We start from the raw sequence: 23,741 nt of genomic DNA on the forward strand, positions 1-23,741 counted from the left end.
TCTTTCGGGGTCGTCGGCCCACGCCCAGCATGGCTTTGCGGGCGGTCCGCAAGCGCTTAAGGTGAGGGTTTTCGGGAGTTGTGAAACTGCTCCCTCCCGCTCACCTTCGGCCGCTGCGTGCGAAGGGTGAGGATTTTCGGGAGCCCGCTGTTCTGGCGCAGGTGGCGAGGCAAGCCGCAGCAGCAGCGCGATAAAACCACAGCATATCAAGCGCAATTCGCGCGACGCGCCGCTGCAAAAAGCACACGAATCATCGCCGCGCGGGTCCAAAGGTGAGACTTTTCAGGAGCCGCGATAGTGACTGTGCACCCCAGCGCATCAACAGCGCATCACGCCCGCTTCCCAACCTCGCGAATATCAGCCACCGGCGTTTCGCCGAATGCATCGCTGAACGCATAGTCGAGCAATTGAGCCGCAGCTTGCTCGGGCGTCGAAAGCTGACCGTTGCGCTTCAAGTCCTCGAACTTCTCACGCATTGGAAACTGTTCGACGCCGGTGCTGCGGATCTCCGCCTGCATGTTCGTATCGATGACGCCCGGCGCGAGACTGCAAATACGCAGCGCGCGAGTGGCATCGAGTGCGACGGCGCGCGCGTGGTGATCCAGCGCCGCCTTCGTCGCGCAGTAGATGCTCCAGCCGGCGTAAGCGTTGCGCGCCGCGCCGCTCGAAATATGCATGATGCGTCGGTCGCTCACATCGGGGCTTGCCGCGGCGAGCGCGCTTGCGAGCATCAACGGCGTGGCGACGTTCAGGCTCACTGCGCTGGCAATGGCCGCTGCGTCCTGCGCGTCGATTGGACCGATTGGCTGCACCATGCCCGCGTTGTTGATCAGCAGCACAGTGTGCGCGCCGCTGACGAACGCGCGCAGTGCATCGGTCGCCGTCCATTGCGCAACACGCGACGTGTCAGCGAGTTCGAGTTCAACTTCATCGAGCAGCGCGGGAAAGCGCTGTTTGAGCGACGCATGACGCGAGCGTGAGAGACCGAGCACCGCGACATCGCGCTCAAGCAGTTGCGCGGCGAGCGCCGCACCGAGGCCGCGCGTATGGCCGGTGACGATCGCGCGAATGGGAGAAGAGGGATTCATGTCGTTCCTTGAAAATAGCTCATGCAGGCCGTTATCTTCTCACGCATGTTTCGCACGCGCAGCGGCGCCGCTCGCGCGCTTTCAGGCCGCGCGAAAGCGCTCGCGGTATTGCATCGGCGTGACGCCGATTCTCTTCACGAAGACGATCCTCATGCGATCCGCGGTGCCGAAACCGCAATCGTAGGCAATCGCTTTCAGCGCGGCGCCGCTGCTTTCCAGCAGCTTGCGCGCGGCATCGACACGCGCGCGCTCGACGAATTCATGCGGCGTCACGCCGGTTTCCTGCACGAACACGCGCGCGAAATTGCGCGCGCTCATGCCGGCGACATCGGCGAGTTGCTTGACTGTAAAGCTCTCGTGAATGCGCTCCATCACATGCGCCTGGACTTTTGCAACCGGCGATGTTTCGTCGACGGGCGCCGTGAGATACGGACTGAATTGCGACTGTCCGCCCTGGCGCTGTGCGAACACGACGAGCCGCTTTGCCACCGCGAGCGCGATATGCGCACCGTGATCTTCGGCGACGAGCGCGAGCGACAGATCGATACCCGCAGTCACGCCCGCGGAAGTGACCAGTTGCCCGTCGCGCAGATAAATGCGGTCGTAGTCGACGCGCGCTTTCGGAAACTGCGCGGCGAGTTGGGCCGCGTGCTGCCAATGCGTCGTGACGTTGCGCGCGTCGAGCAGACCGGCATGGCCGAGCGCGAAAGCGCCCGTGCAGATGGAGCCGTAACGGCCGCATTGCGGCGCGATGTTGGTCAACCAGTCGAGCAAGGACGCCTCGGGCGGAGCGCCTTCGGGGAGCGCGGGGCCGCCCGCGACTAACGCGAGGTCGAACGGTTTGCGAGCGCGCGCGAAGACGGCGTCGGCGATCAGCGTCATGCCGTTGGACGCGCGCAGCGGTGCTTGTTGCGCGCTCAGAAGCGTGACTTCGTAGCGCGCGTCCGGCGCGATGAAGCGGTTCGCTTCTGAGAAGACGTCGACGGGACCGGCGACGTCGAGCGCCTGCACGCCAGCAAAGATCGCGATCGCGACGGTGGGCATCGAATGATTCCTTTCACGATAAGCAAACCGCGGCAGTGAACGCGGTGCGATTGGCAGCGTTCTACGGCCTCGCGCGATTGTTGGGGAAAACGCGGTGGCCCAGCATACCAAACGCGCTTTGACGCTGCACGGCGAGGCCAAACAGCCTCGCATAGTCGTCGCGCAAGCAATGATTCACGCGCCGCATATGGGATGATTAGCCACTGACCGAACTTCCGGCGCCGCGCCATGGTGATTAAAAACCTTCTCCGCAAGCTCGACCTGACCACGCTTCAACTGTTTCTCGCCGTCTACGAGGAAGGCACGCTCACGCGTGCCGCGGAGCGCGAGGCCATTGCCGTTTCCGCTGCGAGCAAGCGGCTGCTCGAACTGGAACAGGCCGTGGGCGCGACGCTCTTTCAGCGCAACGCGCGCGGCATGACGCTAACGCCGGCCGGCGAAACGCTGCTGCATCATGCGCGGCGCGTGATGCGCGACATCGAAAACATCGGCATCGAACTGGCTGGCCATGCAAGCGGCGTACGCGGCTATGTGCGGATGATGGCGAACCTGTCTGCCATCGTCGAATTTTTGCCTGAAGATTTGCGCGCGTTCCAGTTGCTGCATGAGCGCGTGAAGCTCGACCTCGAAGAGCGGCCGAGCGGCGGCGTCGTCGAAGCGGTGGACGATAGCCTCGCCGATCTCGGCATCTGTTCCGCCGATGCCGACACGCGCGAGCTGCACGTCGAGCACTATCGCCGCGATTCGCTGGTGCTCGTGATGCGCGGCGATCATCCGCTCGCCGCGCGCACGAGCGTGGCGTTTGCCGAAACGCTCGACGGCGATCACGTCGGCCTGCACGCCGCGAGTTCGATCAATGCGCGAACGCATATCGCCGCGCGCGTCGCCGGCAAGCCGTTGCGCTTGCGCATCCATGTGCCGGGCTTCGACGCCGTTTGCCGGATGGTGCAGGCGGGAATGGGCGTCGGCGTGTTGCCGCGCAAGGTCTATGAACTCATGGGACGGCCGCTCGGGCTCGTCGGCGCGCCGCTCGAAGACGACTGGTCGGAGCGCAGCCTCGTGCTGGTCGTGCGCGATGTCGATGCGCTCTCGCCCGTGAGCCGTTTGCTGTTCGATCATTTGCGTTCGATAGAAGCCTCCGAAGCCACGCAAACGCCGGCGGCATGAATCTGCGCCGCGCTTGAGCGTTCGTCGTTCGCGAACGGTCGTTGGCGAATTGCGGTTGGACGCCGCCGCCGCACGCCTGCAAGCTGTCTCCCAACAGAAAACCACTTCGGAGACAGCACATGGGTGGACCCCTTCAAGGTATCCGCGTCGTTGAAATCGGAACGCTGATCGCCGCGCCGTTTGCCGCGCGCCTGATGGCCGAGTTCGGCGCGGACGTCGTCAAGATCGAAGCGCCGCAAACCGGCGACCCGCTGCGCAAATGGCGCAAGCTGCACGAAGGCACGTCGCTCTGGTGGTATCTGCAGTCGCGCAACAAGAAGTCGGTGTGCGTGAATCTGAAGTCGCCGGAGGGCGTCGAGATCGTGAAGCGGCTCGCGGCCGAGGCCGATGTCGTCATCGAAAACCTGCGTCCTGGTGCGCTCGAAAAGCTCGGCATCGGCTGGGACGTGCTGCACGCGATCAACCCCAAACTGACGATGGTGCGTATCTCCGGTTACGGCCAGTCGGGTCCATATCGTGACCGTCCGGGGTTCGGCGCCATCGGCGAAGCGATGGGTGGCATTCGCTACACGACGGGCGAGGTGGACGGCGCGCCGGCGCGCGTCGGCGTGAGTCTCGGCGATTCGCTTGCGTCGCTGCATGGCGTGATCGGCGCGTTGATGTCGCTGCTGCGCGTGAAGACAGGGCAGGGCGACGGGCAAGTGGTCGACGTGTCGCTCGTCGAAAGCGTTTTCAATCTGATGGAAAGTCTCGTCCCCGAATACGATCTGCTCGGCCACGTTCGCGAGCGAAGCGGCGGGGCGCTGCCTGGCATCGCGCCGTCCAACACCTATCCCACCGAAGACGACGGCTATGTCGTGATCGCCGGCAACAGCGATCCGATTTTCCGGCGCCTCATGCAGGTGATCGGCCGCGCCGATCTCGCCGACGATCCCGCGCTCGCGCACAACGACGGCCGCGCCAAACACTGCGCGATGCTCGACGAAGCGATCGCCGCATGGACCTCGCATCATTCCACCAACGACGTGCTGGCCGCGCTCGAACGCGCTGAAGTGCCGGCGGGGCGCATCTATTCCGTCGCGGACATCGTCGCCGATCCGCACTACCAGGCGCGCGACATGTTGTTGCAGGCGCAACTGCCGGGCGGCGCCTCGGTGAAGATGCCGGGCATCGTGCCGAAGCTGTCGGAGACGCCAGGCGAAGTGCGCTGGCAAGGCCCCGCGCTCGGTGAACATACGGGAAGCGTGCTGAGCGAACTCGGCTTCGCGAGTGAAGAGGTCGAGCGGCTGCGCCGCGAAGGAGCCGTGCAATGACACATGCAACGACACATGCAACGAACGGTGCAACGAACCGCGAATTGAACTCACAAGTCGCCGACAAGCTCATCGTGCAGGAAGTCGCGCCGCGCGACGGCTTGCAGATCGAACCGACGTGGGTCGACACCGCCGACAAAATCCAATTGATCAACGCGCTCTCGACGGCGGGCTTCACGCGCATCGAGGCCGGCTCGTTTGTCTCGCCGAAAGCCATTCCTGCGTTGCGCGACGGCGAGGCCGTGTTCCAGCAGATCGAGCGGCGCGCGGGCGTGATCTACGTCGCGCTCGTGCCGAATCTCAAGGGCGCCGAGCGCGCGCTCGCCGCGAAGGCGGACGAACTGAATCTCGTGATGTCCGCGAGTCAGACGCACAACCGCGCCAACATGCGCATGAGCTGCGAGTCGTCGCTCGCGGCGTTTGGCGACATCGTGCGTCACGTGAAGGGCGCGGGCGTGCTGTTGAATGCGTCCGTCGCGACGGCGTTCGGCTGTCCGTTCGAAGGCACGATCGACGAGGACCGCGTGGTCAGCATTGTCGATACGTACCGCGAGATGGGCATTGAGGGCATCACGCTCGCCGATACGACCGGCATGGCGAATCCGCGCCAGGTGGCGCGGATTGTCGAGCGAGTGCTGCAACGCGTGCCGTCGTCGGCGCTCACGCTGCATTTTCACAATACACGCGGACTTGGGCTCGCCAATGTACTGGCCGCCTACGAAGCCGGCGCGCGGCGCTTCGACGCCGCGTTGGGCGGTCTCGGCGGATGCCCGTTTGCGCCCGGTGCGTCGGGCAACATCTGCACTGAGGACCTCGTGAATCTGTGCGACGAAATGGGTATTCCCACGGGAATCGACCTCGAGAAACTGCTTGCGCTGTCGCGAGCGTTGCCGGCTTTGCTGGGCCACGACGTGCCCGGGCAAGTGGCGAAGGCGGGGCGCAATCGTGACCTGCATCCCGTGCCGGACTACGTGCTGCAAATCTGACTTTCCCTGATCCACTAAACGACCGGACGGTACAGCCGAATCCGGCATTGGAGACGAATCATGAGTGACCTCGGCGCAATCGCAACCGGCGGCCGTGAACAGAGCGCGGACGGCGCGGCGGCCATCATCCGCAAAGTGGCATGGCGGCTGATGCCGCTCATCATGATCTGCTATCTGTTTGCGTTCTTCGACCGCATCAACATCAGCTTCGCGAAGTTTCAGTTGCAAAGCGATCTCGGCTTGTCGGACACCGCATATGGTCTCGGCGCGAGTTTGTTCGTGATCGGCTATGTGTTGTTCGAGGTGCCGAGCAATCTGTTCCTCTACAAGGTCGGTGCGCGGCGCTGGATTGCGCGCATCATGATTTCGTGGGGACTCGCGACCGCGGCGATGGTGTTCGTCAACACCGAATGGCAGTTTTACGGCCTGCGCTTTCTGATCGGCGCGATGGAAGCCGGCTTCGCGCCGGGCGTGCTCTACTACCTCACGCTATGGTTTCCGCCGAGCTATCGCGGACGCATTACGTCGATGCTGTTTCTCGCGTCGGCGTTTTCGGGGCTGGTCGGCGCGCCGCTGGCGGGGCTTGTCATCGGCCATATGAACGGCCTGCTTGGCATGCCGGGATGGCACTGGCTGTTCCTGCTCGGCGGCCTGCCGTGCGTGCTGCTTGGTTATCTTGTGCTGAAGCTGCTGAAAGATCGCATCGACGATGCAAACTGGCTGTCGCCCGCGGAGAAGTCATTCCTGTCTGAGCAGATTGCGCAGCAGAGCCGTCATCCTGAGACTGGGCATTCGTTCATCGGCGCGATAAAGACGCCGGGATTTCTCACGCTGGGGCTCGTCTATTTTCTGATTCAGGTGGCGTCGTATGGATTGAATTTCTGGGCGCCGCATTTGATCCGCGTGGCAGGTACGCATAATCCGACGCTGATCGGTTTGCTGACAGCCGTGCCTTATGTGTGCGGCGCGATCTGCATGGTGGTTGTGGGGCGCTTGTCCGATGCAAGCGGCGAGCGTCGCAAGTTCGTGTTCGGTTTGCTGGTGATGTCGGCGATCGGATTCTTTGCGGCCGGTTTCTTCGACAAACAGACGGGCTTCCTGATCGTCGCGCTTGCGGTGATGGGCGGGGGCGTGGTGGCGTCGATCCCGGCATTCTGGGCATTGCCGCCGAAGCTGGTGACGGGGGCGGGCGCGGCGGGCGGCATCGCGTTGATCAACACGCTCGGACAGCTTGGCGGGATCGTGAGTCCGATCATGGTGGGACGCGTCAGGGATCTGACTGGGAGTACGACGCCGGCTTTGTATGTGATCGGGACGATGAGCGTGATTTGTGCGTTGATTGTGTTGCGGGGGTTGCCGGAGTCGCTTCGGGCCAGGGATGGGGTGCGGTAGGGCGTTTGAGGTGTAGTGCGTTTCTATGTGGGGAGACGCGCACTTTGGTGCGCGTCTGGGCAGTTGGGGCGCGGCGTCCCGCGCCCTGCTTTGCCCTGCGGTGTCTCAATCAGTGATGCCACTCACGCGCAGTCCTTCGGGGACAAGAATCGGATGCTTCTTGTAGATGGGGATGAGGGCTTCTTCGAACACCTTGTACATGATCTCGCCCATAGCCCGTTTGAACTCCTGAATCTCGATAGCAGAACAGTTGTCCTGAACGAAGACGACTGCTTCGTCTAGCGCGCCGTTCACTTGCAATAGTCGGTCGCTTACTTGCTGCGCGATCGCTTGATCTTGAATCATAGAGGTCCTGCTCCTTCATGCTTGCGCAGTTGATAAAAAATCGAGAACGATACGCTCGAGTTGGCACAATGAGCCCGTAGAACTTCTCGAATCAATCACCGCACCATTTGCCCATGACCTACCGCGCCATTACAGTAACCCTTGACGACATAGGAGGCGTTGTTTTTGAGAAAGACAAGAGTGGCGGCACGGTCGCCACAATGTTTAACGTAACGATCGCTGGAAGACGTCAGTACTCCGTGAAGATGGACGGCAAGCCGAGGCTTGAAAGCGGCATGGTAGTGACTGCGGTACTGCGCGACCCGGATAACTGGCAGACACTGGTCGGCTGGCTGGATCACTCGACTGGGCAGATCTGCGGCGTCAATTCGCCCGCAAAGTCTTTGGGTTCGTTTGTCGTTATTGCCGTTATCTCAGCCGCTTTTTCAATTAAGTGGTTGGGTGAAGTCCTCAGTGGAGGCGCCAATACGGTCGGAACCGTCGTTTGCCTTCTCGCGGGTTTGGCGATGAATGCATGGGCGCTCTCCCGTTGGCGGAAGTCAGCGACGGTGTACAAACTGGTGAGGCCATGAAGTTGCATCGCTGCCACTGCGTTGCGCCTGGGGTTTTGCCACCTTCCGGCGCGGAATGGCAGATGTCATCCATAGGCTATTCGAGACAGCGATTGGGAGAATGGCCGTTTCCCTGCACCGCAGCGGGCCTGTGGGGAAACGTAGGTGAACAAATGTTCGAACGACAGCGAGGAATGCATTTTTCCGCGCAGGCCGCGATGAAAGCGTACCAAGGGCAGAGTACTCAAACCCACCCTCCCTGCCCATACATCACCCGCCTGCAAATTCAGCCATCGCATCAACCACTTGCGCCGACTATAAGAACGTTGTCCACAGCCCTATGAACAATTTACGTGGATAACCCCGCTCCCCCCGCCGCCTCTTCCCGCGACTGAACCTGCAACACCGCATCGCGCTTATCAAGCAGATGCTGCCGAAGAATCGCGCTGAGCCTCTTGCCGTCGCGCGCCTCGAGCGCCTTCAGCATTTCATCGTGATCATGAATCGCGCGATCCCACTTCGGAATCTGAAAATTCGAGCGAAAGCGCAGCGCCTGCAAACGCCGGTTCACCGACACATACGTCTGGCGCAGCGCCGAATTGCGCGCGGCCTCGTTGATCTTGTCGTGAATCGCCTGATTGCGGCTGTAGTACCCGGCCAGATCGTTCTGCGCGCGACAAGCGAGCATTGCGTAATGCAATGCCTTGATTTCGGCGAGCTCGGCCGCCGTCATTCGCTCGGCCGCGAGTTCGCCCGAGAAAGCCTCGAGACCGCTCATCAGTTCGAAGGTCTCGCGCAGTTCGGCTTCCGACATCTTCGACACCGACGCGCCGCGATTCGGCGAAATCTCGATCAGCCCTTCAGCGGCCAATACCTTGAGCGCCTCGCGCAACGGCGTGCGTGAAATGCCGAGCGTTTCGCACAACTCGCGCTCGTTCAACTTCTTGCCCGGCTCCAATACGCCTTCGACGATAAACCGGCGAATGTGCTCGACCACCGTGTCGTGCAAACGCTGACGCTCCACTTTCGGCAACACTGCCGAACCCGCCGAACCTGCTTCAATTTCAGAATTTTGCATACAAACGTCCTCAGATGCCTCTCTGCCGCAATTTTATCGGATCACCGCCGACAACGATACAGCGCGGGTAAACACCTGTGCCCGCACGCAATTTTCGCCTTTCGCTCGCGCAACTTCGTCTGATATAGTTTTTTGCATGCAAAATTCAATCGGAGGAGCGTAATGCTGAAGTTAGATTTCCACCCCGCTGGCCGTCACTTCCTGCAGATCCCTGGGCCGAGTCCCGTGCCGGATCGCATCCTCCGGGCGATGAGCTATCCCACCATCGACCATCGCGGGCCGGAATTCGGCGAACTGGGTTTGAAGGTGCTCGACGGAATCAAGAAGATCTTCAAGACGCAGCATCCGGTCGTGATTTATCCGGCGTCCGGCACCGGCGCATGGGAAGCGGCGCTCTCGAACACACTGAGTCCCGGCGATCACGTGCTGATGTACGAGACCGGGCATTTCGCGACGCTCTGGAAAAAGATGGCGGAGAGTCTCGGCCTGAAGCCTGAGTTTCTCGGCCTTCCGGGTATCGAAGGATGGCGGCGCGGCGTTCAACCGAACCTGATCGAAGAACGGCTGCGCGCCGACACGCAGCATTCGATCAAGGCAGTGTGCGTCGTGCACAACGAAACGTCGACTGGTGTCACGTCGGACATTGCTGCCGTGCGCCGCGCAATCGACGCCGCTGGCCATCCCGCGCTGTTGCTCGTCGACACGATTTCGGGCCTCGCCTGCGCCGATTATCGCCACGATGAGTGGGGCGTCGACGTGACGGTGTCAGGCTCGCAGAAGGGCTTGATGCTGCCGCCGGGCATCAGCTTCAACGCGATTTCGCCGAAGGCTCTGGCCGCCAGCAAGCACGCAAAACTGCCGCGCAGCTTCTGGGACTGGAGCGACATCGTCGAGATGAACAAGACCGGCTACTGGCCATACACACCGAATACGAATCTGCTCTACGGCCTTCACGAGGCAATCGACATGATTCTCGGCGAAGGGCTCGACAACGTCTTTGCGCGTCACGAGCGTCTTGCCGAGGCGACGCGTCGCGCGGTGCGTGCGTGGGGGCTTGAGATTCAGTGCGCCGATCCTTCCGTGTATAGCCCGGTGCTGACCGGCGTGATGATGCCCGAGGGTATCGACGCCGACGCGGTGCGCAAGCTCATCTACGAACGGTTCGACATGTCGCTCGGCACGGGCCTCGGCAAGATGAAAGGCCGCATGTTCCGCATCGGCCATCTGGGCGATTGCAACGATCTGATGTTGCTCGCCACGTTGGCCGGCTGCGAAATGGGCATGCGGCTCGCCGGCGTGCCGCTCGACGAAAGCGGCTTGCCGGCCGCGATGGACTGGTTGAGCGAGCCGACGCAAGCCTCGGGTTTGAGGGCGGCAGCGTAAGCGAGGCCGCATCAATAACAACAAGCAGGCATCAACGAAGTCAGTTCCGTCATGAAGCCGCGCACAGAACGCGGCCCCGAACAATGCGATGGCGAGGCGGCGCGTGCCGTCTCGCGACGACGAAGCGCGCCATCTCAGGAACGCCGTCGATACATGCAAATGGAGAGAGACGATGAAGCGGTTTCGTGTGACCAGTGCGACCAGTATCGTTCTATTGATGCTCTGCATCATGTACTTCATCACTTACCTGGACCGCGTCAACGTCAGTACGGCGGCGGCGGGCTTCGGCAAGGAATTCCATCTTTCGCATACGGAAGTCGGCCTGGTGTTCTCGGCTTTCGCGTATCCGTATCTGCTTTTCCAGATCATCGGCGGATGGGTCAGCGACCGTTTCGGCGCTCGACGCACGCTGCTCGCGTGCGGCGCGGTGTGGGGCATCGCGACCTTGCTGACCGGTTTTGCCGGTGGCCTGATCTCGCTGCTGGCGGCGCGCGTGCTGCTCGGTTTCGGTGAAGGCGCGACCTTTCCTGCGGCGACGTCCGCGATGGCGCGCTGGGTCGCGAAAGAAAAACGCGGTTTCGCGCAGGGCATCACGCATGCGGCGTCGCGCGTCGGCAATGCGGTCGCGCCCGGCATCGTCGTACTCGTGATGGCGAACTGGGGATGGCGCGAATCGTTCTATATCTGCGGCGCGTTCAGTCTGTTGTGGGTCGTCGTGTGGGCTTTGACGTTCACCGAGCATCCGAAAGACCATCCGCGTATCACGAAGGAAGAACTCGAAGTGCTGCCCGCGCCGAAAGCAAAGTCGGCGGGCGTGCCCTGGGGCAAGCTGTTTCGCCGCATGGCGCCGGTCACGATCGTCTACTTCTGCTACGGCTGGACACTGTGGCTGTTCCTGAGCTGGATCCCGCAATATTTCCTGCACAGCTATCACCTGGAATTGAAGAAGTCGGCGATCTTCGCTTCGGCCGTGTTTCTCGCGGGTGTGGTCGGCGACACGCTCGGCGGCATCGTGACCGACTTCATCTATACGCGCACGGGGAGCCTCAAGCGCGCGCGTAGCTGGATGGTGTCGGTGTGCATGTTCTTCTGCCTGCTGTCGCTGATTCCGCTGATGTTCACGCACCACCTGTATCTGTCGATGGCGTGTCTCGCGTCGGGCTTCTTCTTCGCCGAAATGACGATTGGACCGATGTGGGCGATTCCGATGGACATCGCGCCGGACGCCTCGGGCACCGCGAGCGGCATGATGAACACGGGCTCGGCGCTCGCGGCGATCATCTCGCCGGTGGTAGGCGGCTTCCTGATCGACTATTTCGGCAGTTGGGAATTGCCGTTCGTCGGCAGCATGCTGTTGATGGCGCTCGGTGTCGTGCTCGCGTTCCGCATGCAGCCGGAAAGCAAGTTCGCAGGCAATGCCGCGGACAAGGGGCAGGTTTCCACCAGCATGGGCGTGTGAGCGATGCTCAAGTCCCCTCACGCCGACGCAATGAAGCCGGGCGCCTCGCCCCTCAGCCGCCTGCTTGCCGATGCCCGCCGCGATCATGCGACGCTCGGCAAGCCGCAGCCCAACCTCACGCCCGCCGACGCCGACGCGGCCTATGCGATCCAGCATGAGATTCTGGCAATCGGCGGCGCGCGCATCGGCGGCTGGAAGATCGGCGCCAAGTCGCCAACGGGCCCGATCCAGGGCGCGCCTCTGCCGCGCATCGACTTGCATTCCGACGGCTCCACATTGCCGCGCGCGGCCTTTGCGCCCTTGGGCCTGGAACTCGAAATCGCCTTTCGCTTCGGCCGCCGCTTCGAGCCTTCGGCAACGCCTTATAGCGAGGCCGACGTGCACGCGGCAATCGGTTCGTTCGGCGCGACGATTGAAATTGTCGCGAGCCGTTTCGCCGCGTGGCCCGACATCGACAAGCTCGCGCAACTCGCGGACTTGCAGAACCACGGCGCGCTGATCGTCGGCGAATTCATGCCGTATCACGACGATTTTCCGTTTGCCTCGCCTGCGCTGCGCTTCGATTTCAACGGACGCGATGTCGTCGAACTGACGCCCGCCAACCCGGCCGGCGATCCGCGCCGCTTGCTCACGTGGCTCGTCAATCACGCGACATCGCGCGGCATTGCGGTGACGCCGGACATGGTCGTCACCACGGGTTCATACACCGGCATGTTCTTCCCGCGAAGCGCGGGCCTCGCGCACGGACGCATTGAAGGACTGCCGTCCGTGAGCGTCACGCTGTACTGAACCTTCGCGCGACGCACGCGACGCACGCAATGCACGCAATGCAACAACCATCGACGTTATGACGAATCCCACTTCCGCTTTGCTGGTCAAGCCGATTCATCTTGTGCCGTCCGCCGCGCGTCTGACGAGTCCGCTCGCGCAGCATCTGCGCAAAGCGTTGCGCGGCGACGTGCTGTTCGATGCGGCGAGCCGCGGCCGTTATGCGACCGATGCGTCCATCTACCAGATCATGCCGGTCGGTGTCGTGGTGCCGCGAGATCAGGACGATTTGCGCATCGCGCTGGACATCGCGCGCAGTGAAAAAGTGCCGCTGCTCGCGCGCGGCGCCGGCACGAGCCAATGCGGACAGACTGTCGGCGAAGCGCTCGTGATCGACACGAGCAAGTGGCTCAATAACATCGTCGATTTCGATGCGGACGCACGCACGGTTACCGTCGAGCCAGGCGTCGTGCTCGATCATCTGAACGCGTGGCTCAAGCCGCATGGCTTGTGGTTTCCCGTGGATGTATCGACGGCAGCGCAATGCACGATCGGCGGCATGGCGGGCAACAATTCGTGCGGCTCGCGTTCGATCGAATACGGCAACATGGTGCACAACGTCGAGGCCATCGACGCGATTCTCGCCGACGGCAGCGAAGCGCGTTTCGCATCGTTGCGACAAGTGCCGCAAGGCGCACGCTTGCAGCAGATACTCGAAGGCGTGAAGCGGATCGCGGAGCGCGAGCGCGACGAAATCGCGGCGCGCGTGCCGAAAGTGTTGCGCCGCGTGGCCGGCTACAACATCGACCTGTTCGATTGTCAGAACCCGCGCGCTTATACCGACGACGGCGTCGCCAACCTCGCGCATCTGCTGGTCGGTTCCGAGGGCACGCTCGCGTTCAGCCGTCAGTTGACGTTGAAGCTCGCGCCGCTGCCCGCGCACAAGACGCTCGGCGTGGTCAACTTTCCGACCTTCTGGCAGGCGATGGATTTCACGCAGCACATCGTCAAGCTGAAGCCGGTCGCGGTTGAACTGGTCGATCGCACGATGATCGATCTCGCGATGAGCAACCCCGCGTTTCGTCCGGTGGTCGCGAAGGCGCTGGTCGGCGAACCGCAAGCGGTGTTGCTAGTCGAGTTCGCCGGCGAATCGCGCGACGCGCAACTCGAGTCGCTCAGGCAGCTCACCGAATTGATGGCCGATCTCGGCTTGCCTGGCTCTGTCGTCGAAATGCCGGACATGAATGCGCAAAAGGCGCTGTGGGAAGTGCGCAAGGCCGGGCTCAACATCATGATGAGCATGAAGGGCGACGGCAAACCCGTGTCCTTTATCGAAGACTGCGCCGTGCCGCTCGAACATCTCGCCGAATACACGAGCAAGCTGACGGAAGTTTTTCATCGGCATGGCACGGAAGGCACCTGGTACGCGCACGCAAGCGTCGGCACGCTGCATGTGCGGCCGATTCTCGACATGCGCCGCGACGGCGCCGTCAAAATGCGTGCGATCGCCGAGGAAGCCGCGGCGCTGGTGCGCGAATACAAGGGCGCCTATTCGGGCGAACACGGCGATGGCCTGTGCCGCGGTGAATGGGTCGCGTGGCAATACGGCCCGAAACTGAACGAGGCGTTCAGCGAGATCAAAACGCTGTTCGATCCGGACAACCGCTTCAATCCCGACAAGATGGTGCGTCCGCCGAAAATGGACGACGCGCGCTACTTCCGCTTCGCGCCAGGCTATCGCGAACGGCGCATCGACACCGCGCTCGACTGGTCCGCGTGGAATGTGGAACGCGATCCGCTGACGGGCCGCGAGAGCGCGCCGGGCAGCGGCAACGATCTGTCGGGCGGTCTCGCGAGGGCCGTCGAAATGTGCAACAACAACGGCCACTGCCGCAAGTTCGACGCGGGCACCATGTGCCCGAGTTATCGCGTGACGAAAGACGAGCAGCATGTCACGCGCGGACGCGCGAACACGTTGCGCCTCGCGATCTCGGGACAACTCGGCGAAGCCGGCCTTGCCAGCGACGACGTCAAGGACACGCTCGATCTCTGCGTATCGTGCAAGGGCTGCAAGCGCGATTGCCCGACCGGCGTCGATATGGCGAAGTTCAAGATCGAGGCGCGCGCGGCGCGCGTGAAGCGGCACGGACTGACGCTGCGCGACAAGCTGGTTGCCTTCATGCCGCGTTACGCGGCAACGGCGAGCCGCGTGCCGGGCCTCATCGCATTTGCCGACAACGTGCCGCTGCTGTCGACGTGGTTCAAGCGTTCGGTCGGCTTTGCAAGCGAACGGAGCTTGCCGCGTTTCGCAAAACCGTTTCTGTCGAGCGCGAAGCCGACTGTGAACGCGCGCGGCGCGGCGTTGAACGAAGTGCTGCTGTTCGTCGATACGTTCAATAACAACATGGAGCCCGACAACGCGCGGGCCGCGCAGAAGGTGTTGGAAGCCGCGGGCTACACGGTGCATTTCAACACGCGGCAAGGCGAGCGGCCGGTCTGCTGCGGGCGCACGTTCCTGGCCGCAGGACTTGTCGATGAAGCGAAGCACGAAGCGCGGCGCATGCTTGATCTGTTCAAGCCCTACGTGGAGCGCGGCGTGCCGATTGTCGGACTCGAGCCTTCGTGCCTGCTGTCGTTGCGCGACGAATTCCTGCACTACGGTTTCGGCGACGAAGCGAAGCGGCTCGCGAAACAGGCGTTTCTCCTCGAAGAATTCCTCGTGCACGAGCAACAGGCCGGGCGCTTGCAGCTTGCGCTGAAGCCTTTGGCGACGCAGCAGGCGCTCGTGCATGGCCATTGCCATCAGAAGGCATTCGACGCCTTTACGCCCGTGCAAACCGTGTTGAAATGGATTCCTGAACTGACGGTATCGACGGTGGAATCGTCGTGCTGCGGAATGGCCGGCAGCTTCGGCTACGAAGCGGAGCACTACGCGACTTCGCAGGCGATGGCCGAGTTGTCGCTACTGCCGGCAGTGCGCAAAATGGACGCCGGCACGATCATGGTCGCCGACGGCACGAGCTGCCGTCATCAGATTCATGACGGCGCGGGCGTCGAGGCGATCCACGTCGCGCGCGTGCTGGCGATGGCGCTGCAATGACATGACGCGCGCGCTGCGCTGGAGCCCGCTGCTATCAGACCGCCGACATAGCCTGCCGGTACGCGCCCGGCGACACACCGACGCCTTCGCGGAAACGATGGCTCAGGTGGCTCGCGTTCGCATAGCCGCATAGTCCGGCGACTTGCGCGAGCGGCAGCGCGGTGGTGCGCAGCAGCGTCCGGGCGCGCTCGAGCCGCTGCTGCGCGATCCATGCAGCGGGCGGCAATCCGAAGGACGTGCGGAACATCCGCGCCAAGTGAAACTCCGACAATGCGGCGACACTCGCGAGTTCGCCGAGCGTGAGCGGCTCGGCGAGATGGCTCTCGATGTAATCGCGCAGACGCCGCCGCGTCCCGACCGACAAGCCGCCCTTCAGCGCGACGCCGCTGCGCCGCACGCCTTGCGCCTGCAGCAGCAGACTCAGCACTTCATGCGCGGTTTCGTTGGTGCGCAGCAAGCCGTCGGCATCGTCCCAATGCTCGTTGGCGAGCGACTGACATAACCCGGCAATGCGCGCATCTTCGAAATACGTGCGATCGGCAAGCGTCAGCTCGCGCGGTTCGCGGTCGAGTTCCTGCACGGCGCGCTGCGTGAAATGCTCGGGCAGAAAATACAGGTGCATGAAGTGCATATGGCCGCGCACCCACCAGCGCGATTCATGATCGCCGGGCAATGCGCACAGCCGGGACGGCGCACCATAACGCCCCGGCATTTTCTGACGCTCCGTGCGATAGCCGCCGTCCAGATAGCACGACAGCGTGTGATGGCCTGGGCGCTCGTAGACGGTTTCCGCGACTTCGGTGTCGCGCGTCCAGACGGCAATCGCGAGACCGTCGCCGAGCCACGCGAAGCGGTCCAAATTCGCATTCGAGGTGCCGAGCGTGTGACATACCGACTGAATGCCGAACGGCGTTTCAGTGGCGTCGATCACGGGGACGGGCGGGCTCGTGTTCACGGAATGGGCGGGTGTCTTTCTTGCGAGGAATAGTGCAAGTATACGACCCGCCGCGCATGACGACACACGCCCCGGCGACGCGCGCCAAAAAATGCGCAATCCTGGACAAGTGCCGCGAGCCGCGCCGACGCATAGTCGAACTCCCGTATCCGCTGCTTGCAGGCTTGACCATGAATCTCTTTCTTTATGCCATTACCGTCCTGATCTGGGGCACCACGTGGATCGCGATCAAGTGGCAACTGGGCTCGGTGCCGCCGCCGGTGTCGATCGCGTGGCGCTTCTGGATCGCGGCGTTGGTGCTGTTCGCGCTGTTGCGCATCATGCGCCGGCCGATGTGGCCGCCGCGCGCCGCATGGCGCTTTCTGTTCGCGCAGGGGCTCGCGCTCTTCTGCGTCAACTTTCTGTGCTTTTACTACGCCGAACAGGTGGTGCCGAGCGGGCTCGTCGCCGTCGTATTCTCGACGGCGCCGCTTCTCAATTCGATCAACGGACGGCTTTTCATGGGGCGCCCGTTGCAGCCTTCGGCGATTGCGGGCGCAATGCTCGGCCTCGTCGGCATCGTGTGTCTGTTCGTCCAGCAGATGAGCGGGCATCTCGGCGATCACGCGGCGTGGCTCGGGCTTGGCATCGCGTTTCTCGGCACCTTGTGTTTTTCGGCGGGCAATCTGCTGTCGAGCCGCATGCAATCGATGGGCTTGCATCCATTCGCCACGAATAGCTGGGCCATGCTGATCGGCGCGAGCATGCTGACAGTGGGCAGCGTCGTGGCCGGTTTCCCGTTCGCGATCGAGCCCTCCGCGCGTTACGTCGGCGCGCTCGCGTATCTCGCGATTTTCGGCTCGGTGATTGGCTTTACCGCGTATCTGATGCTGGTGGGGCGCATCGGCCCGGAGCGCGCGGCCTATTCGACGGTGCTCTTTCCGATCGTGGCGCTCGCGGTGTCGACGGTATTCGAAGGCTACCAGTGGTCCGCGTTGGCCGTGGTCGGATTGCTGCTCGTGGTGGCCGGCAACCTCGTCGCCTTCGACATGACCCGGCGCATCTTCGGGCGACGCGGCCATTGCACGAACATGAAGGCGTAAGGACATAACGACATAGAGACGACGACGCACGGACGCCGCGTTCATCAAGGCCATCGGTGAGCTATTTCGGGAGCGCTGCGAACCTCAGCGCGCGGGCCCGTGCGGCGAATCGCTTCGGGCTCGTCGCGCGGATCACGAATAGACGGCAACGCGCGATCGGTATATAACAAACGTGAAAGGATCGCTCGTTTACCGAAGCTTCAACGGGGAGATGCATCATCATGACGCAAGACGTAACGCCCACGCCCAAGCCGCCCACCGGCGACCGGCCCGATCTCGACAACCTCGACGCGGCGCTCAGTCACGTGAATCAGCAGGTGTCATCCGGCAGCATTGCGTCGGGTGCCGCGAAGGGCATTCTGTACAGCCTGATCGAAACGCTAGGCACGTTCGTCGGCGATCCCGACTTGCCCGAGCATGCGCGTTCCGGTTACGAAGGCTTGCTCGAAGCCGCCCGCGAACTGCGCGCGAAGCTCGAGCACTGAGCGGACTCTCGCGGCTCGCCGCTTGACCCTTGAGGATTGCGGCCGGTTATCGCGATAGAGCCTGTTTGCGGGCCGAATCCGCTTCTGTGATAAAAAGGCGCACTGTTTCCAACATTGCGCCTTTTCCATGTTCTCTGTGTCCGCTATCGCGTTATTAGCCGTCGGCATTGTCGTCGTGCTCATCACGCCGGGCCCCACCAATACGTTGCTCGCGTCGGCCGGTCTGCGCCAGGGCGTGCGGCGCTCGCTGCCGCTCATAGCCGCCGAACTCGCCGGCTATCTCGTCGCCATTTCCGTCTGGGGACGCTTTCTCGCACAGGCCGCGCACGCGCTGCCCTGGCTGCCCGCGCTGCTGCGCGTGGCGGCGGGGACGTACATCGCGTGGCTCGCCGTCGATATGTGGCGCGCGGCCGTCGCGTTGCCGGACTCGACGCAAAAAGCGAGCGGCACACTGCGCCTGTTCATCGCGACGCTGCTCAATCCCAAGGCGCTGCTGTTCGCGGGCACCATCTTTCCGGCTGCTGCTTTCGTGCTTTGGCCGGCGTATCTGCTGTCGATGCTGATATTCGCGTGCCTTCTCGCGCCGATCGCGCTCGCGTGGATTGCGTTCGGCGCGGCACTCGGCAGCGGCAAGCTCGGCTGGCTCGATCCGGCGAAGATCCAGCGCGGCGCGTCGGTCGTGCTCGGCGTGTTTTCGCTGACGCTTGCATGGTCGGCGTTGCATTGACGGCACGCGCTGAAGGCGTGCCTATGCGCTCGCTTTCACTTTCGGTTTCACGTCTTCGGCTTCGGTTTCCGCTTCGTCCTCGCCCGCGCTGAGCGCTTCGCGCCATTCCGGCGCCGCCGACGTGATCTGCAGATGCGGCGTGCCGTGCCAATCTGCACACCGTTGCAACGCGCGTCGCAGATCGCCCGCGAGCCGCGCGCTCGGCCGTACGCCCGCTTCCATGTGCACCGATTTCAATTCGAAAACACCTTCCGCGCGGTGCGCTTTCGCATCGACGCGGCCGACCAGACGCCCGCGGCTCAGCAGAGGCAGCACGAAGTAGCCGTATTTGCGCTTCGCTGCCGGCGTATAGCATTCGATCGCGTAGTCGAAGTCGAACAGCGCGGCCACGCGTTTGCGATCCCACACGACCGGGTCGAATGGCGAGAGCACCGTCGTCACCGTCGATGCGAGCTTGCCGCTCGCGGCGTCGTCGAGCATGGGGCCGAAGTCGCGATGCACGAACGTGTCCTGCTTCCAGCCGGGCACCTGCACAGGAATCAGTTCCCCTTGATCGGCAAGCGCATGAAGTTCGTCGCGATACGGACGGCGCGGCAGCCGGTAGTAGTCCGCGACCCAGTCGGCCCGCGCGACGCCGAGCGCGCGGCACGTGCGGCGCAGCAGTTCGTCGGCGACGGCCTGTTGCGGCGGCAGATCGCGAGCGTCGTCCCAATGCGGCAACACGCGTTCCGTGACGTCGTAGACGCGCTGAAAATTGCGCCGCTCGGCCACCATCAATTGCCCGATGGCGAACAGCACTTCCAGATGACGCTTCTCCGGCTTCCAGTCCCACCAGCCGTTGCCTTTGCCCGACTCGCGAGCGAAATCCGCCGAGCGCACGGGGCCCGTTGCTCGAATGTGTTCGAGCAGTGCGTCGATGTCCTTGCGATGTTTGTGGTGCCAGTCGGCCGCGTATTTCCAGCCCATGCCGCTCGGGTCCAGCATGCGATGGCGCAGCAGTCCGTAGTCTTCGATCGGCAGAAAACAGGCTTCATGCGACCAGTATTCGAACAGCTTGCCTGCGGCGAGATGTTCGTCGAGCCATTGCTGCGGATAGGCGCCGAGCCGGCTAAAGAGCACGAGATAAGGACTGCGCGCGACCACATGAATCGTGTCGATCTGCAACTGCGCCATGCGGCGGATTGCTTCGAGCACGTCGGCTTTGGTGGCCTTGCGGCGCGGCGGCGACAGCAGACCTTGCGCGGCCAGGTGGAGTGTGCGGGCGGCGGAAAGCGAAAGAGTCTTCACGCGGACGTCGTTCAGTAAGTGACTGCGATGAAGCGGGCAGAAAGCCCGCCTGAATCAGCAGACGCTACTGTAGCGTGAATGCGTCGGCGCCGTGGTTGACGGCGTGACGAGCGAAGCGCCGCAGTGACGAGCGAAGTGCCGTGCAAGACGAGCGGCCGCGTTGCTCGCTCCGACGATTACCAGCCGCGGCCGTGATGCTTGTCCCAGCCGCGATGACGGCCGTGATCGTGATGCCAGCGGCGCTCCCGGTAATAGTCGTCGCGATAGCCGTAACCGTAGACCGGCTGAGGCGCATAGACGACCGGCGGCGGCGCGTACATGACCGGCGGCGCGGCATAGACGGGGCCCGGCGTGTTGACGAACACGCCGACGTCGACGCGAGCGGAAGCGGCAGTCGATGCGCAGGCGGCGGCAAGTCCGAAGGCGGCGAAGACGATCGCGCGTGTGTTCATGCTTTTCTCCTGTCTCCCAGCAAGACAATGGCTGTTTCGACGGTCGGCATTCACTGTCGAATGGCTGACGTCTATCTTACGAGGCAGAAAGAAAAGCAGGTGCAACGAGTTGCAGGCGTGTGTAACAGGGGATTACTTCGGAAGCCATTACTTCAGGGGCGCCGCCGCCACGTGTGGCGGCGGCAACGGCCCTTGCATGAGCGCCCGTTCAGGCCACCGAGGCGACCGCCTCGTCCGCGGAAACGGCCAGCAGTTGGTGAATTTGCGCGACCACGGCCGCGCCTTCGCCGACCGCCGCCGCCACGCGTTTGGTCGAGCCCGCGCGGGCGTCGCCGATCGCGTACACGCCTTTGACGGTGGTCGCGAGGTCGCAAGCCGACGCGCCGTCCGCGCCCGTGCCCGTCAACACGAAGCCCTTCTCGTCGAGTTCCACGCCGCAGGTGCGCAGCCAGTCGGTGTTCGGGTCCGCGCCGGTGAAGAGGAACAGATGCCGCGTGTCGATCTGCTCCGTGCCGTCGGGCAGGGGCTTTTTCAGGGCGACCGCCGCGAGTCCGCTTTCGTCCGCGATGAGCTGGCCGATCTCCGAATTCGGATGAACGACGACGTTCGGCAACGAGCGGATACGGTCGATCAGATAGCGCGACATGGTCGCCTCGAAGCCGCTGCGCCGGATCAGTACGTGGACCTTGGCCGCGTGCGTCGCCAGATAGACGATCGCCTGGCCGGCCGAATTGCCGCCGCCCACCAGCACGACTTGCTGGCGCTTGCACAGCTTCGCTTCGACGGGCGACGCCCAGTAGTACACGCCGCGTCCCTCGAAACGGTCGAGTCCTTCCAGCGCGGGGCGCCGGTACACGGCGCCGCTCGCGATGACGATTGTCCGCGCGCTGATATGGCCGCCGCATTTGAGCTCGAGCCGGTACGGCGCCTCGCCGCAATGCAGCGCCTTCACATGCACAGGAATGGCGACGTGCGCGCCGAACTTCTGCGCCTGCACGAACGCGCGGCCCGCCAACGCCTGACCGGAGATGCCGGTCGGGAAGCCGAGATAGTTTTCGATTCGCGAGCTCGCGCCCGCCTGGCCGCCGGGCGCGCGGCTGTCGAGCACGATCACCGAGAGACCTTCCGACGCCGCATAGACCGCGGTGGCGAGTCCGGCCGGCCCCGCGCCCACGATCGCGACGTCGTAGACCATGCAGTCGTTCAGATCGGGCAGCAGGCCGAGCGCGGTCGCCAGTTCCGGCATGCTCGGATGGCGCAGCACCGAGCCGTCGGGGCAAATCACCAGCGGCATGTCTCCGTCCTGCGCGCCGAACTGCTCGACGAGGCGCAACGCGTCCTCATCGCATTCGTCGATCGTGGAGTGCGGATGGCCGTTGCGCGACAGGAAGCCTTGCAGCATCACGAGCCGTGCGTCGGTACTGCTGCCGATCAGGATCGGCCCGCCCGCGCCTTTTTCGATCAGCGATACGCGCCGCAGAATCAGCGCGCGCATGATGCGCTCGCCAAGCTCGGCTTCCGCCACCAGCAGCGCGCGCAGCCTCTCCGGCGGAATCAGCAACGCCTTGACGTGAGTGAGCGCCATGCCGTTGACGAGCGCGTGACGCCCGGACAGTTGACCGACCTCGGCGAGGAAATGCCCCGGCCCGTGTTCGCCGATCACCACTTCACGGCCGATGCCGTCGCGCTGGGAAATCTTCACGCGCCCTTCGAGCAGCACGAACATGCCCGGGCCGGTGTGGCCCGTCTCGAACAGCAGCTCGCCAGCCTGCCATTGGCCGACTTCGCCGAACTTGCGCACGCGATCGATTTCCGCCGCGGTGAGCTCGGGAAACATCTGGTGCATGCGCGTCGACAGATTGGAAAACGGTGCGTCCGCGACTACCGCATCGGGCTGTACTTCGGGTTCTGCAGTGGAAAGCATCGAACCGCTCCCTCGATGTTCGTTGATTGACTGAACGAAGGCGCGACGGCGCGCATCCGCCAGCGCGCGCGCTAGCGAAGGTGCCGCGCGCGGCGTCAGACCGCTTTCGGCGCGATATGCTCGACGGCGGCTTCGGGTGGCGGCATGCCGGGCAAGCCCTCGACGGGCCGGCCGGAGTCGCGCCAGGCTTCCATGCCGCCGCGCAACGGCAGCACGTCGTCGAAGCCCGCTTCGTTCAACTGCTTGGCCATCCATGCGGCCGAAATTTCATTCGGGCACGAACAGTAGATCACCAGTTTCTGATCGCGCGGATAAGTGGCGACGATCTGATCGAGCTGCCGTTCGTCGGCGAATTGCGAGCCGGGAATCACGAACGGATCGAGCTTGCGCTTCTCGTGCGAGCGGATGTCGAACAGCACCGGCGTGTTGCCCGCGGCGACCAGCTCGGCGAGCTCGTCCACTTCGATGCGGGCGGACGCGAGCTTGTTGATCAACTGACGACGGCGAATCCAGCGGTACACCGCATACAACAGCAGCAACGCGATGGCGACCGCGCCGGCAGTGCGCCCGAGACGCCCGGCGGCTGCGAACACCATGTCGATCTGACGCGCGAACAACGCGCCGACGATGAGCCCCGTGCCCGACCACAACGCGGCGCCAATGCTGTCGTAGGTGAGGAACGTGCGGTAGCGCGTGCCCATTGCGCCCGCCATTGGAATCGACACGATCGACAGGCCAGGGACGAACTTGGCGACGGCCAGCACGCGCACGCCCCAACGCCCGAAAAAGCGCTCGGTTTTCTTGACGCACGTGTCACGCGACAGCGACAGACGGCAGATCGTTTTCAGCGTATTGCCGCCGTACAGCCGGCCCGCCAGATACCAGGCGCTGTCGCCGATCAGCGTCGCGAAGATCGACAGCACGAGCACCGGCAGCAATTCCGTGCCGACGGACCCCGGATGCATTGCGGCCATCGCGCCGAACAACACGAGCGACGGCATGGCCGGCACCGGCAGGCCGATGGAGGCGGCCAGCACGTTCACAAAGATGAGCGCCGGGCCATATTGCTCGACGAGGTCATGTAGCATCGACTTACATCCGCGGCCTTTTCAGGCACGGCGCGCAGTAGGGAAGCAAAGGAGAATGGAGCGATTA

At 63.5% G+C, this 23,741-nt stretch carries 21 protein-coding genes; 12 read left to right on the plus strand and 9 right to left on the minus strand.

Going from position 1 to position 23,741, the window contains the following annotated elements; all coding sequences use genetic code 11:
* Window positions 1–329: 329 nt before the first annotated feature.
* Both CUJ91_RS30175 and CUJ91_RS30180 read right to left on the minus strand, forming a co-directional pair.
* Window positions 330–1,088: an SDR family oxidoreductase gene (locus CUJ91_RS30175; RefSeq protein ID WP_114157868.1), complete on the minus strand. Its 759-nt coding sequence runs from the start codon at window positions 1,086–1,088 to the stop codon at window positions 330–332.
* 81 nt (window positions 1,089–1,169) lie between these two features.
* The gene (locus tag CUJ91_RS30180; RefSeq protein ID WP_114157869.1) at window positions 1,170–2,132 is read right to left on the minus strand and encodes a GlxA family transcriptional regulator; all 963 of its coding nucleotides are present in this window, start codon (window positions 2,130–2,132) and stop codon (window positions 1,170–1,172) included.
* A gap of 228 nt (window positions 2,133–2,360) precedes the next feature.
* On the opposite strand from CUJ91_RS30180, the gene CUJ91_RS30185 reads away from it, so the two are divergent.
* The 4 genes from CUJ91_RS30185 (at window position 2,361) to CUJ91_RS30200 (ending at window position 6,990) form a co-directional block, all read left to right on the plus strand.
* Window positions 2,361–3,299 (plus strand): LysR family transcriptional regulator, encoded by a 939-nt coding sequence (locus CUJ91_RS30185; RefSeq protein WP_053859757.1) that lies wholly within the window; start codon window positions 2,361–2,363, stop codon window positions 3,297–3,299.
* 119 nt (window positions 3,300–3,418) lie between these two features.
* A complete protein-coding gene (locus tag CUJ91_RS30190) occupies window positions 3,419–4,612 on the plus strand; it encodes a CaiB/BaiF CoA transferase family protein (RefSeq protein WP_053859756.1) in 1,194 nt (397 codons plus the stop codon).
* The gene (locus tag CUJ91_RS30195; RefSeq protein ID WP_244231044.1) at window positions 4,609–5,598 is read left to right on the plus strand and encodes a hydroxymethylglutaryl-CoA lyase; all 990 of its coding nucleotides are present in this window, start codon (window positions 4,609–4,611) and stop codon (window positions 5,596–5,598) included. Before CUJ91_RS30190 ends, CUJ91_RS30195 begins: the two co-directional genes overlap by 4 nt.
* A 60-nt stretch (window positions 5,599–5,658) precedes the next feature.
* Window positions 5,659–6,990: an MFS transporter gene (locus CUJ91_RS30200; protein ID WP_114157870.1), complete on the plus strand. Its 1,332-nt coding sequence runs from the start codon at window positions 5,659–5,661 to the stop codon at window positions 6,988–6,990.
* Window positions 6,991–7,095: 105 nt separating this feature from the next.
* Here CUJ91_RS30200 and CUJ91_RS30205 read toward each other — a convergent pair whose 3' ends face one another.
* Window positions 7,096–7,335 (minus strand): hypothetical protein, encoded by a 240-nt coding sequence (locus CUJ91_RS30205; protein ID WP_114157871.1) that lies wholly within the window; start codon window positions 7,333–7,335, stop codon window positions 7,096–7,098.
* A 113-nt stretch (window positions 7,336–7,448) separates the two neighbouring features.
* On the opposite strand from CUJ91_RS30205, the gene CUJ91_RS30210 reads away from it, so the two are divergent.
* The gene (locus CUJ91_RS30210) at window positions 7,449–7,907 is read left to right on the plus strand and encodes a hypothetical protein (protein ID WP_114157872.1); all 459 of its coding nucleotides are present in this window, start codon (window positions 7,449–7,451) and stop codon (window positions 7,905–7,907) included.
* Window positions 7,908–8,235: 328 nt separating this feature from the next.
* On the opposite strand, the gene CUJ91_RS30215 is transcribed toward CUJ91_RS30210, so the two are convergent.
* Window positions 8,236–8,964, minus strand: coding sequence for a GntR family transcriptional regulator (locus CUJ91_RS30215; RefSeq protein WP_114157873.1), 729 nt, complete (start codon window positions 8,962–8,964; stop codon window positions 8,236–8,238).
* Window positions 8,965–9,126: 162 nt separating this feature from the next.
* Between CUJ91_RS30215 and CUJ91_RS30220 the strand changes: the two genes are divergently transcribed.
* The 4 genes from CUJ91_RS30220 to CUJ91_RS30235 all read left to right on the plus strand — a co-directional run bounded on the left by CUJ91_RS30220 (window position 9,127) and on the right by CUJ91_RS30235 (window position 15,674).
* The gene (locus CUJ91_RS30220) at window positions 9,127–10,347 is read left to right on the plus strand and encodes a pyridoxal-phosphate-dependent aminotransferase family protein (protein WP_114157874.1); all 1,221 of its coding nucleotides are present in this window, start codon (window positions 9,127–9,129) and stop codon (window positions 10,345–10,347) included.
* A 172-nt stretch (window positions 10,348–10,519) separates the two neighbouring features.
* Window positions 10,520–11,806 carry an MFS transporter gene (locus CUJ91_RS30225; RefSeq protein ID WP_107710689.1) on the plus strand — a complete coding sequence of 429 codons (1,287 nt, stop codon included), beginning with the start codon at window positions 10,520–10,522 and terminating at the stop codon, window positions 11,804–11,806.
* A 3-nt stretch (window positions 11,807–11,809) separates the two neighbouring features.
* Window positions 11,810–12,595, plus strand: a complete 786-nt coding sequence (locus CUJ91_RS30230; protein ID WP_006047485.1) for a 2-keto-4-pentenoate hydratase — start codon at window positions 11,810–11,812, stop codon at window positions 12,593–12,595.
* A 58-nt stretch (window positions 12,596–12,653) separates the two neighbouring features.
* On the plus strand, window positions 12,654–15,674 hold the full coding sequence (locus CUJ91_RS30235; protein ID WP_114157875.1) for an FAD-binding and (Fe-S)-binding domain-containing protein: 3,021 nt from the start codon (window positions 12,654–12,656) through the stop codon (window positions 15,672–15,674).
* Window positions 15,675–15,708: 34 nt separating this feature from the next.
* Here CUJ91_RS30235 and CUJ91_RS30240 read toward each other — a convergent pair whose 3' ends face one another.
* On the minus strand, window positions 15,709–16,629 hold the full coding sequence (locus CUJ91_RS30240; protein WP_006047487.1) for a helix-turn-helix domain-containing protein: 921 nt from the start codon (window positions 16,627–16,629) through the stop codon (window positions 15,709–15,711).
* A gap of 170 nt (window positions 16,630–16,799) precedes the next feature.
* On the opposite strand from CUJ91_RS30240, the gene CUJ91_RS30245 reads away from it, so the two are divergent.
* The 3 genes from CUJ91_RS30245 (at window position 16,800) to CUJ91_RS30255 (ending at window position 18,923) form a co-directional block, all read left to right on the plus strand.
* Window positions 16,800–17,711 (plus strand): DMT family transporter, encoded by a 912-nt coding sequence (locus CUJ91_RS30245; RefSeq protein WP_114158107.1) that lies wholly within the window; start codon window positions 16,800–16,802, stop codon window positions 17,709–17,711.
* A gap of 221 nt (window positions 17,712–17,932) precedes the next feature.
* The gene (locus tag CUJ91_RS30250) at window positions 17,933–18,196 is read left to right on the plus strand and encodes a hypothetical protein (RefSeq protein WP_006047489.1); all 264 of its coding nucleotides are present in this window, start codon (window positions 17,933–17,935) and stop codon (window positions 18,194–18,196) included.
* 127 nt (window positions 18,197–18,323) lie between these two features.
* Entirely contained in the window at window positions 18,324–18,923 is a 600-nt protein-coding gene (locus CUJ91_RS30255; RefSeq protein ID WP_114157876.1) for a LysE family translocator, read from the plus strand.
* A 21-nt stretch (window positions 18,924–18,944) separates the two neighbouring features.
* Here CUJ91_RS30255 and CUJ91_RS30260 read toward each other — a convergent pair whose 3' ends face one another.
* From CUJ91_RS30260 to CUJ91_RS30275, 4 genes are all read right to left on the minus strand, one after another.
* Window positions 18,945–20,210 (minus strand): winged helix-turn-helix domain-containing protein, encoded by a 1,266-nt coding sequence (locus tag CUJ91_RS30260; protein ID WP_114157877.1) that lies wholly within the window; start codon window positions 20,208–20,210, stop codon window positions 18,945–18,947.
* 176 nt (window positions 20,211–20,386) lie between these two features.
* On the minus strand, window positions 20,387–20,662 hold the full coding sequence (locus CUJ91_RS30265) for a hypothetical protein (RefSeq protein ID WP_006047492.1): 276 nt from the start codon (window positions 20,660–20,662) through the stop codon (window positions 20,387–20,389).
* A 208-nt stretch (window positions 20,663–20,870) separates the two neighbouring features.
* Window positions 20,871–22,586 (minus strand): FAD-dependent oxidoreductase, encoded by a 1,716-nt coding sequence (locus CUJ91_RS30270; RefSeq protein WP_006047493.1) that lies wholly within the window; start codon window positions 22,584–22,586, stop codon window positions 20,871–20,873.
* A gap of 95 nt (window positions 22,587–22,681) precedes the next feature.
* Complete coding sequence (locus CUJ91_RS30275) at window positions 22,682–23,674, minus strand: DedA family protein/thiosulfate sulfurtransferase GlpE (protein ID WP_006047494.1); 993 nt, start codon at window positions 23,672–23,674, stop codon at window positions 22,682–22,684.
* Window positions 23,675–23,741 lie beyond the last annotated feature (67 nt).

Source organism: Paraburkholderia graminis (assembly GCF_003330785.1).
GTDB classification, from domain to species: domain Bacteria; phylum Pseudomonadota; class Gammaproteobacteria; order Burkholderiales; family Burkholderiaceae; genus Paraburkholderia; species Paraburkholderia graminis.

Bases quoted from the DNA above. Each gene is read 5' to 3' on its own strand.
- CUJ91_RS30175 (WP_114157868.1), bottom strand. From the start codon at position 1,088: ATGAATCCCTCTTCTCCCATTCGCGCGATCGTCACCGGCCATACGCGC.
- CUJ91_RS30180 (WP_114157869.1), bottom strand. From the start codon at position 2,132: ATGCCCACCGTCGCGATCGCGATCTTTGCTGGCGTGCAGGCGCTCGAC.
- CUJ91_RS30185 (WP_053859757.1), top strand. From the start codon at position 2,361: ATGGTGATTAAAAACCTTCTCCGCAAGCTCGACCTGACCACGCTTCAA.
- CUJ91_RS30190 (WP_053859756.1), top strand. From the start codon at position 3,419: ATGGGTGGACCCCTTCAAGGTATCCGCGTCGTTGAAATCGGAACGCTG.
- CUJ91_RS30195 (WP_244231044.1), top strand. From the start codon at position 4,609: ATGACACATGCAACGACACATGCAACGAACGGTGCAACGAACCGCGAA.
- CUJ91_RS30200 (WP_114157870.1), top strand. From the start codon at position 5,659: ATGAGTGACCTCGGCGCAATCGCAACCGGCGGCCGTGAACAGAGCGCG.
- CUJ91_RS30205 (WP_114157871.1), bottom strand. From the start codon at position 7,335: ATGATTCAAGATCAAGCGATCGCGCAGCAAGTAAGCGACCGACTATTG.
- CUJ91_RS30210 (WP_114157872.1), top strand. From the start codon at position 7,449: ATGACCTACCGCGCCATTACAGTAACCCTTGACGACATAGGAGGCGTT.
- CUJ91_RS30215 (WP_114157873.1), bottom strand. From the start codon at position 8,964: ATGCAAAATTCTGAAATTGAAGCAGGTTCGGCGGGTTCGGCAGTGTTG.
- CUJ91_RS30220 (WP_114157874.1), top strand. From the start codon at position 9,127: ATGCTGAAGTTAGATTTCCACCCCGCTGGCCGTCACTTCCTGCAGATC.
- CUJ91_RS30225 (WP_107710689.1), top strand. From the start codon at position 10,520: ATGAAGCGGTTTCGTGTGACCAGTGCGACCAGTATCGTTCTATTGATG.
- CUJ91_RS30230 (WP_006047485.1), top strand. From the start codon at position 11,810: ATGCTCAAGTCCCCTCACGCCGACGCAATGAAGCCGGGCGCCTCGCCC.
- CUJ91_RS30235 (WP_114157875.1), top strand. From the start codon at position 12,654: ATGACGAATCCCACTTCCGCTTTGCTGGTCAAGCCGATTCATCTTGTG.
- CUJ91_RS30245 (WP_114158107.1), top strand. From the start codon at position 16,800: ATGAATCTCTTTCTTTATGCCATTACCGTCCTGATCTGGGGCACCACG.
- CUJ91_RS30250 (WP_006047489.1), top strand. From the start codon at position 17,933: ATGACGCAAGACGTAACGCCCACGCCCAAGCCGCCCACCGGCGACCGG.
- CUJ91_RS30255 (WP_114157876.1), top strand. From the start codon at position 18,324: ATGTTCTCTGTGTCCGCTATCGCGTTATTAGCCGTCGGCATTGTCGTC.
- CUJ91_RS30265 (WP_006047492.1), bottom strand. From the start codon at position 20,662: ATGAACACACGCGCGATCGTCTTCGCCGCCTTCGGACTTGCCGCCGCC.
- CUJ91_RS30270 (WP_006047493.1), bottom strand. From the start codon at position 22,586: ATGCTTTCCACTGCAGAACCCGAAGTACAGCCCGATGCGGTAGTCGCG.
- CUJ91_RS30275 (WP_006047494.1), bottom strand. From the start codon at position 23,674: ATGCTACATGACCTCGTCGAGCAATATGGCCCGGCGCTCATCTTTGTG.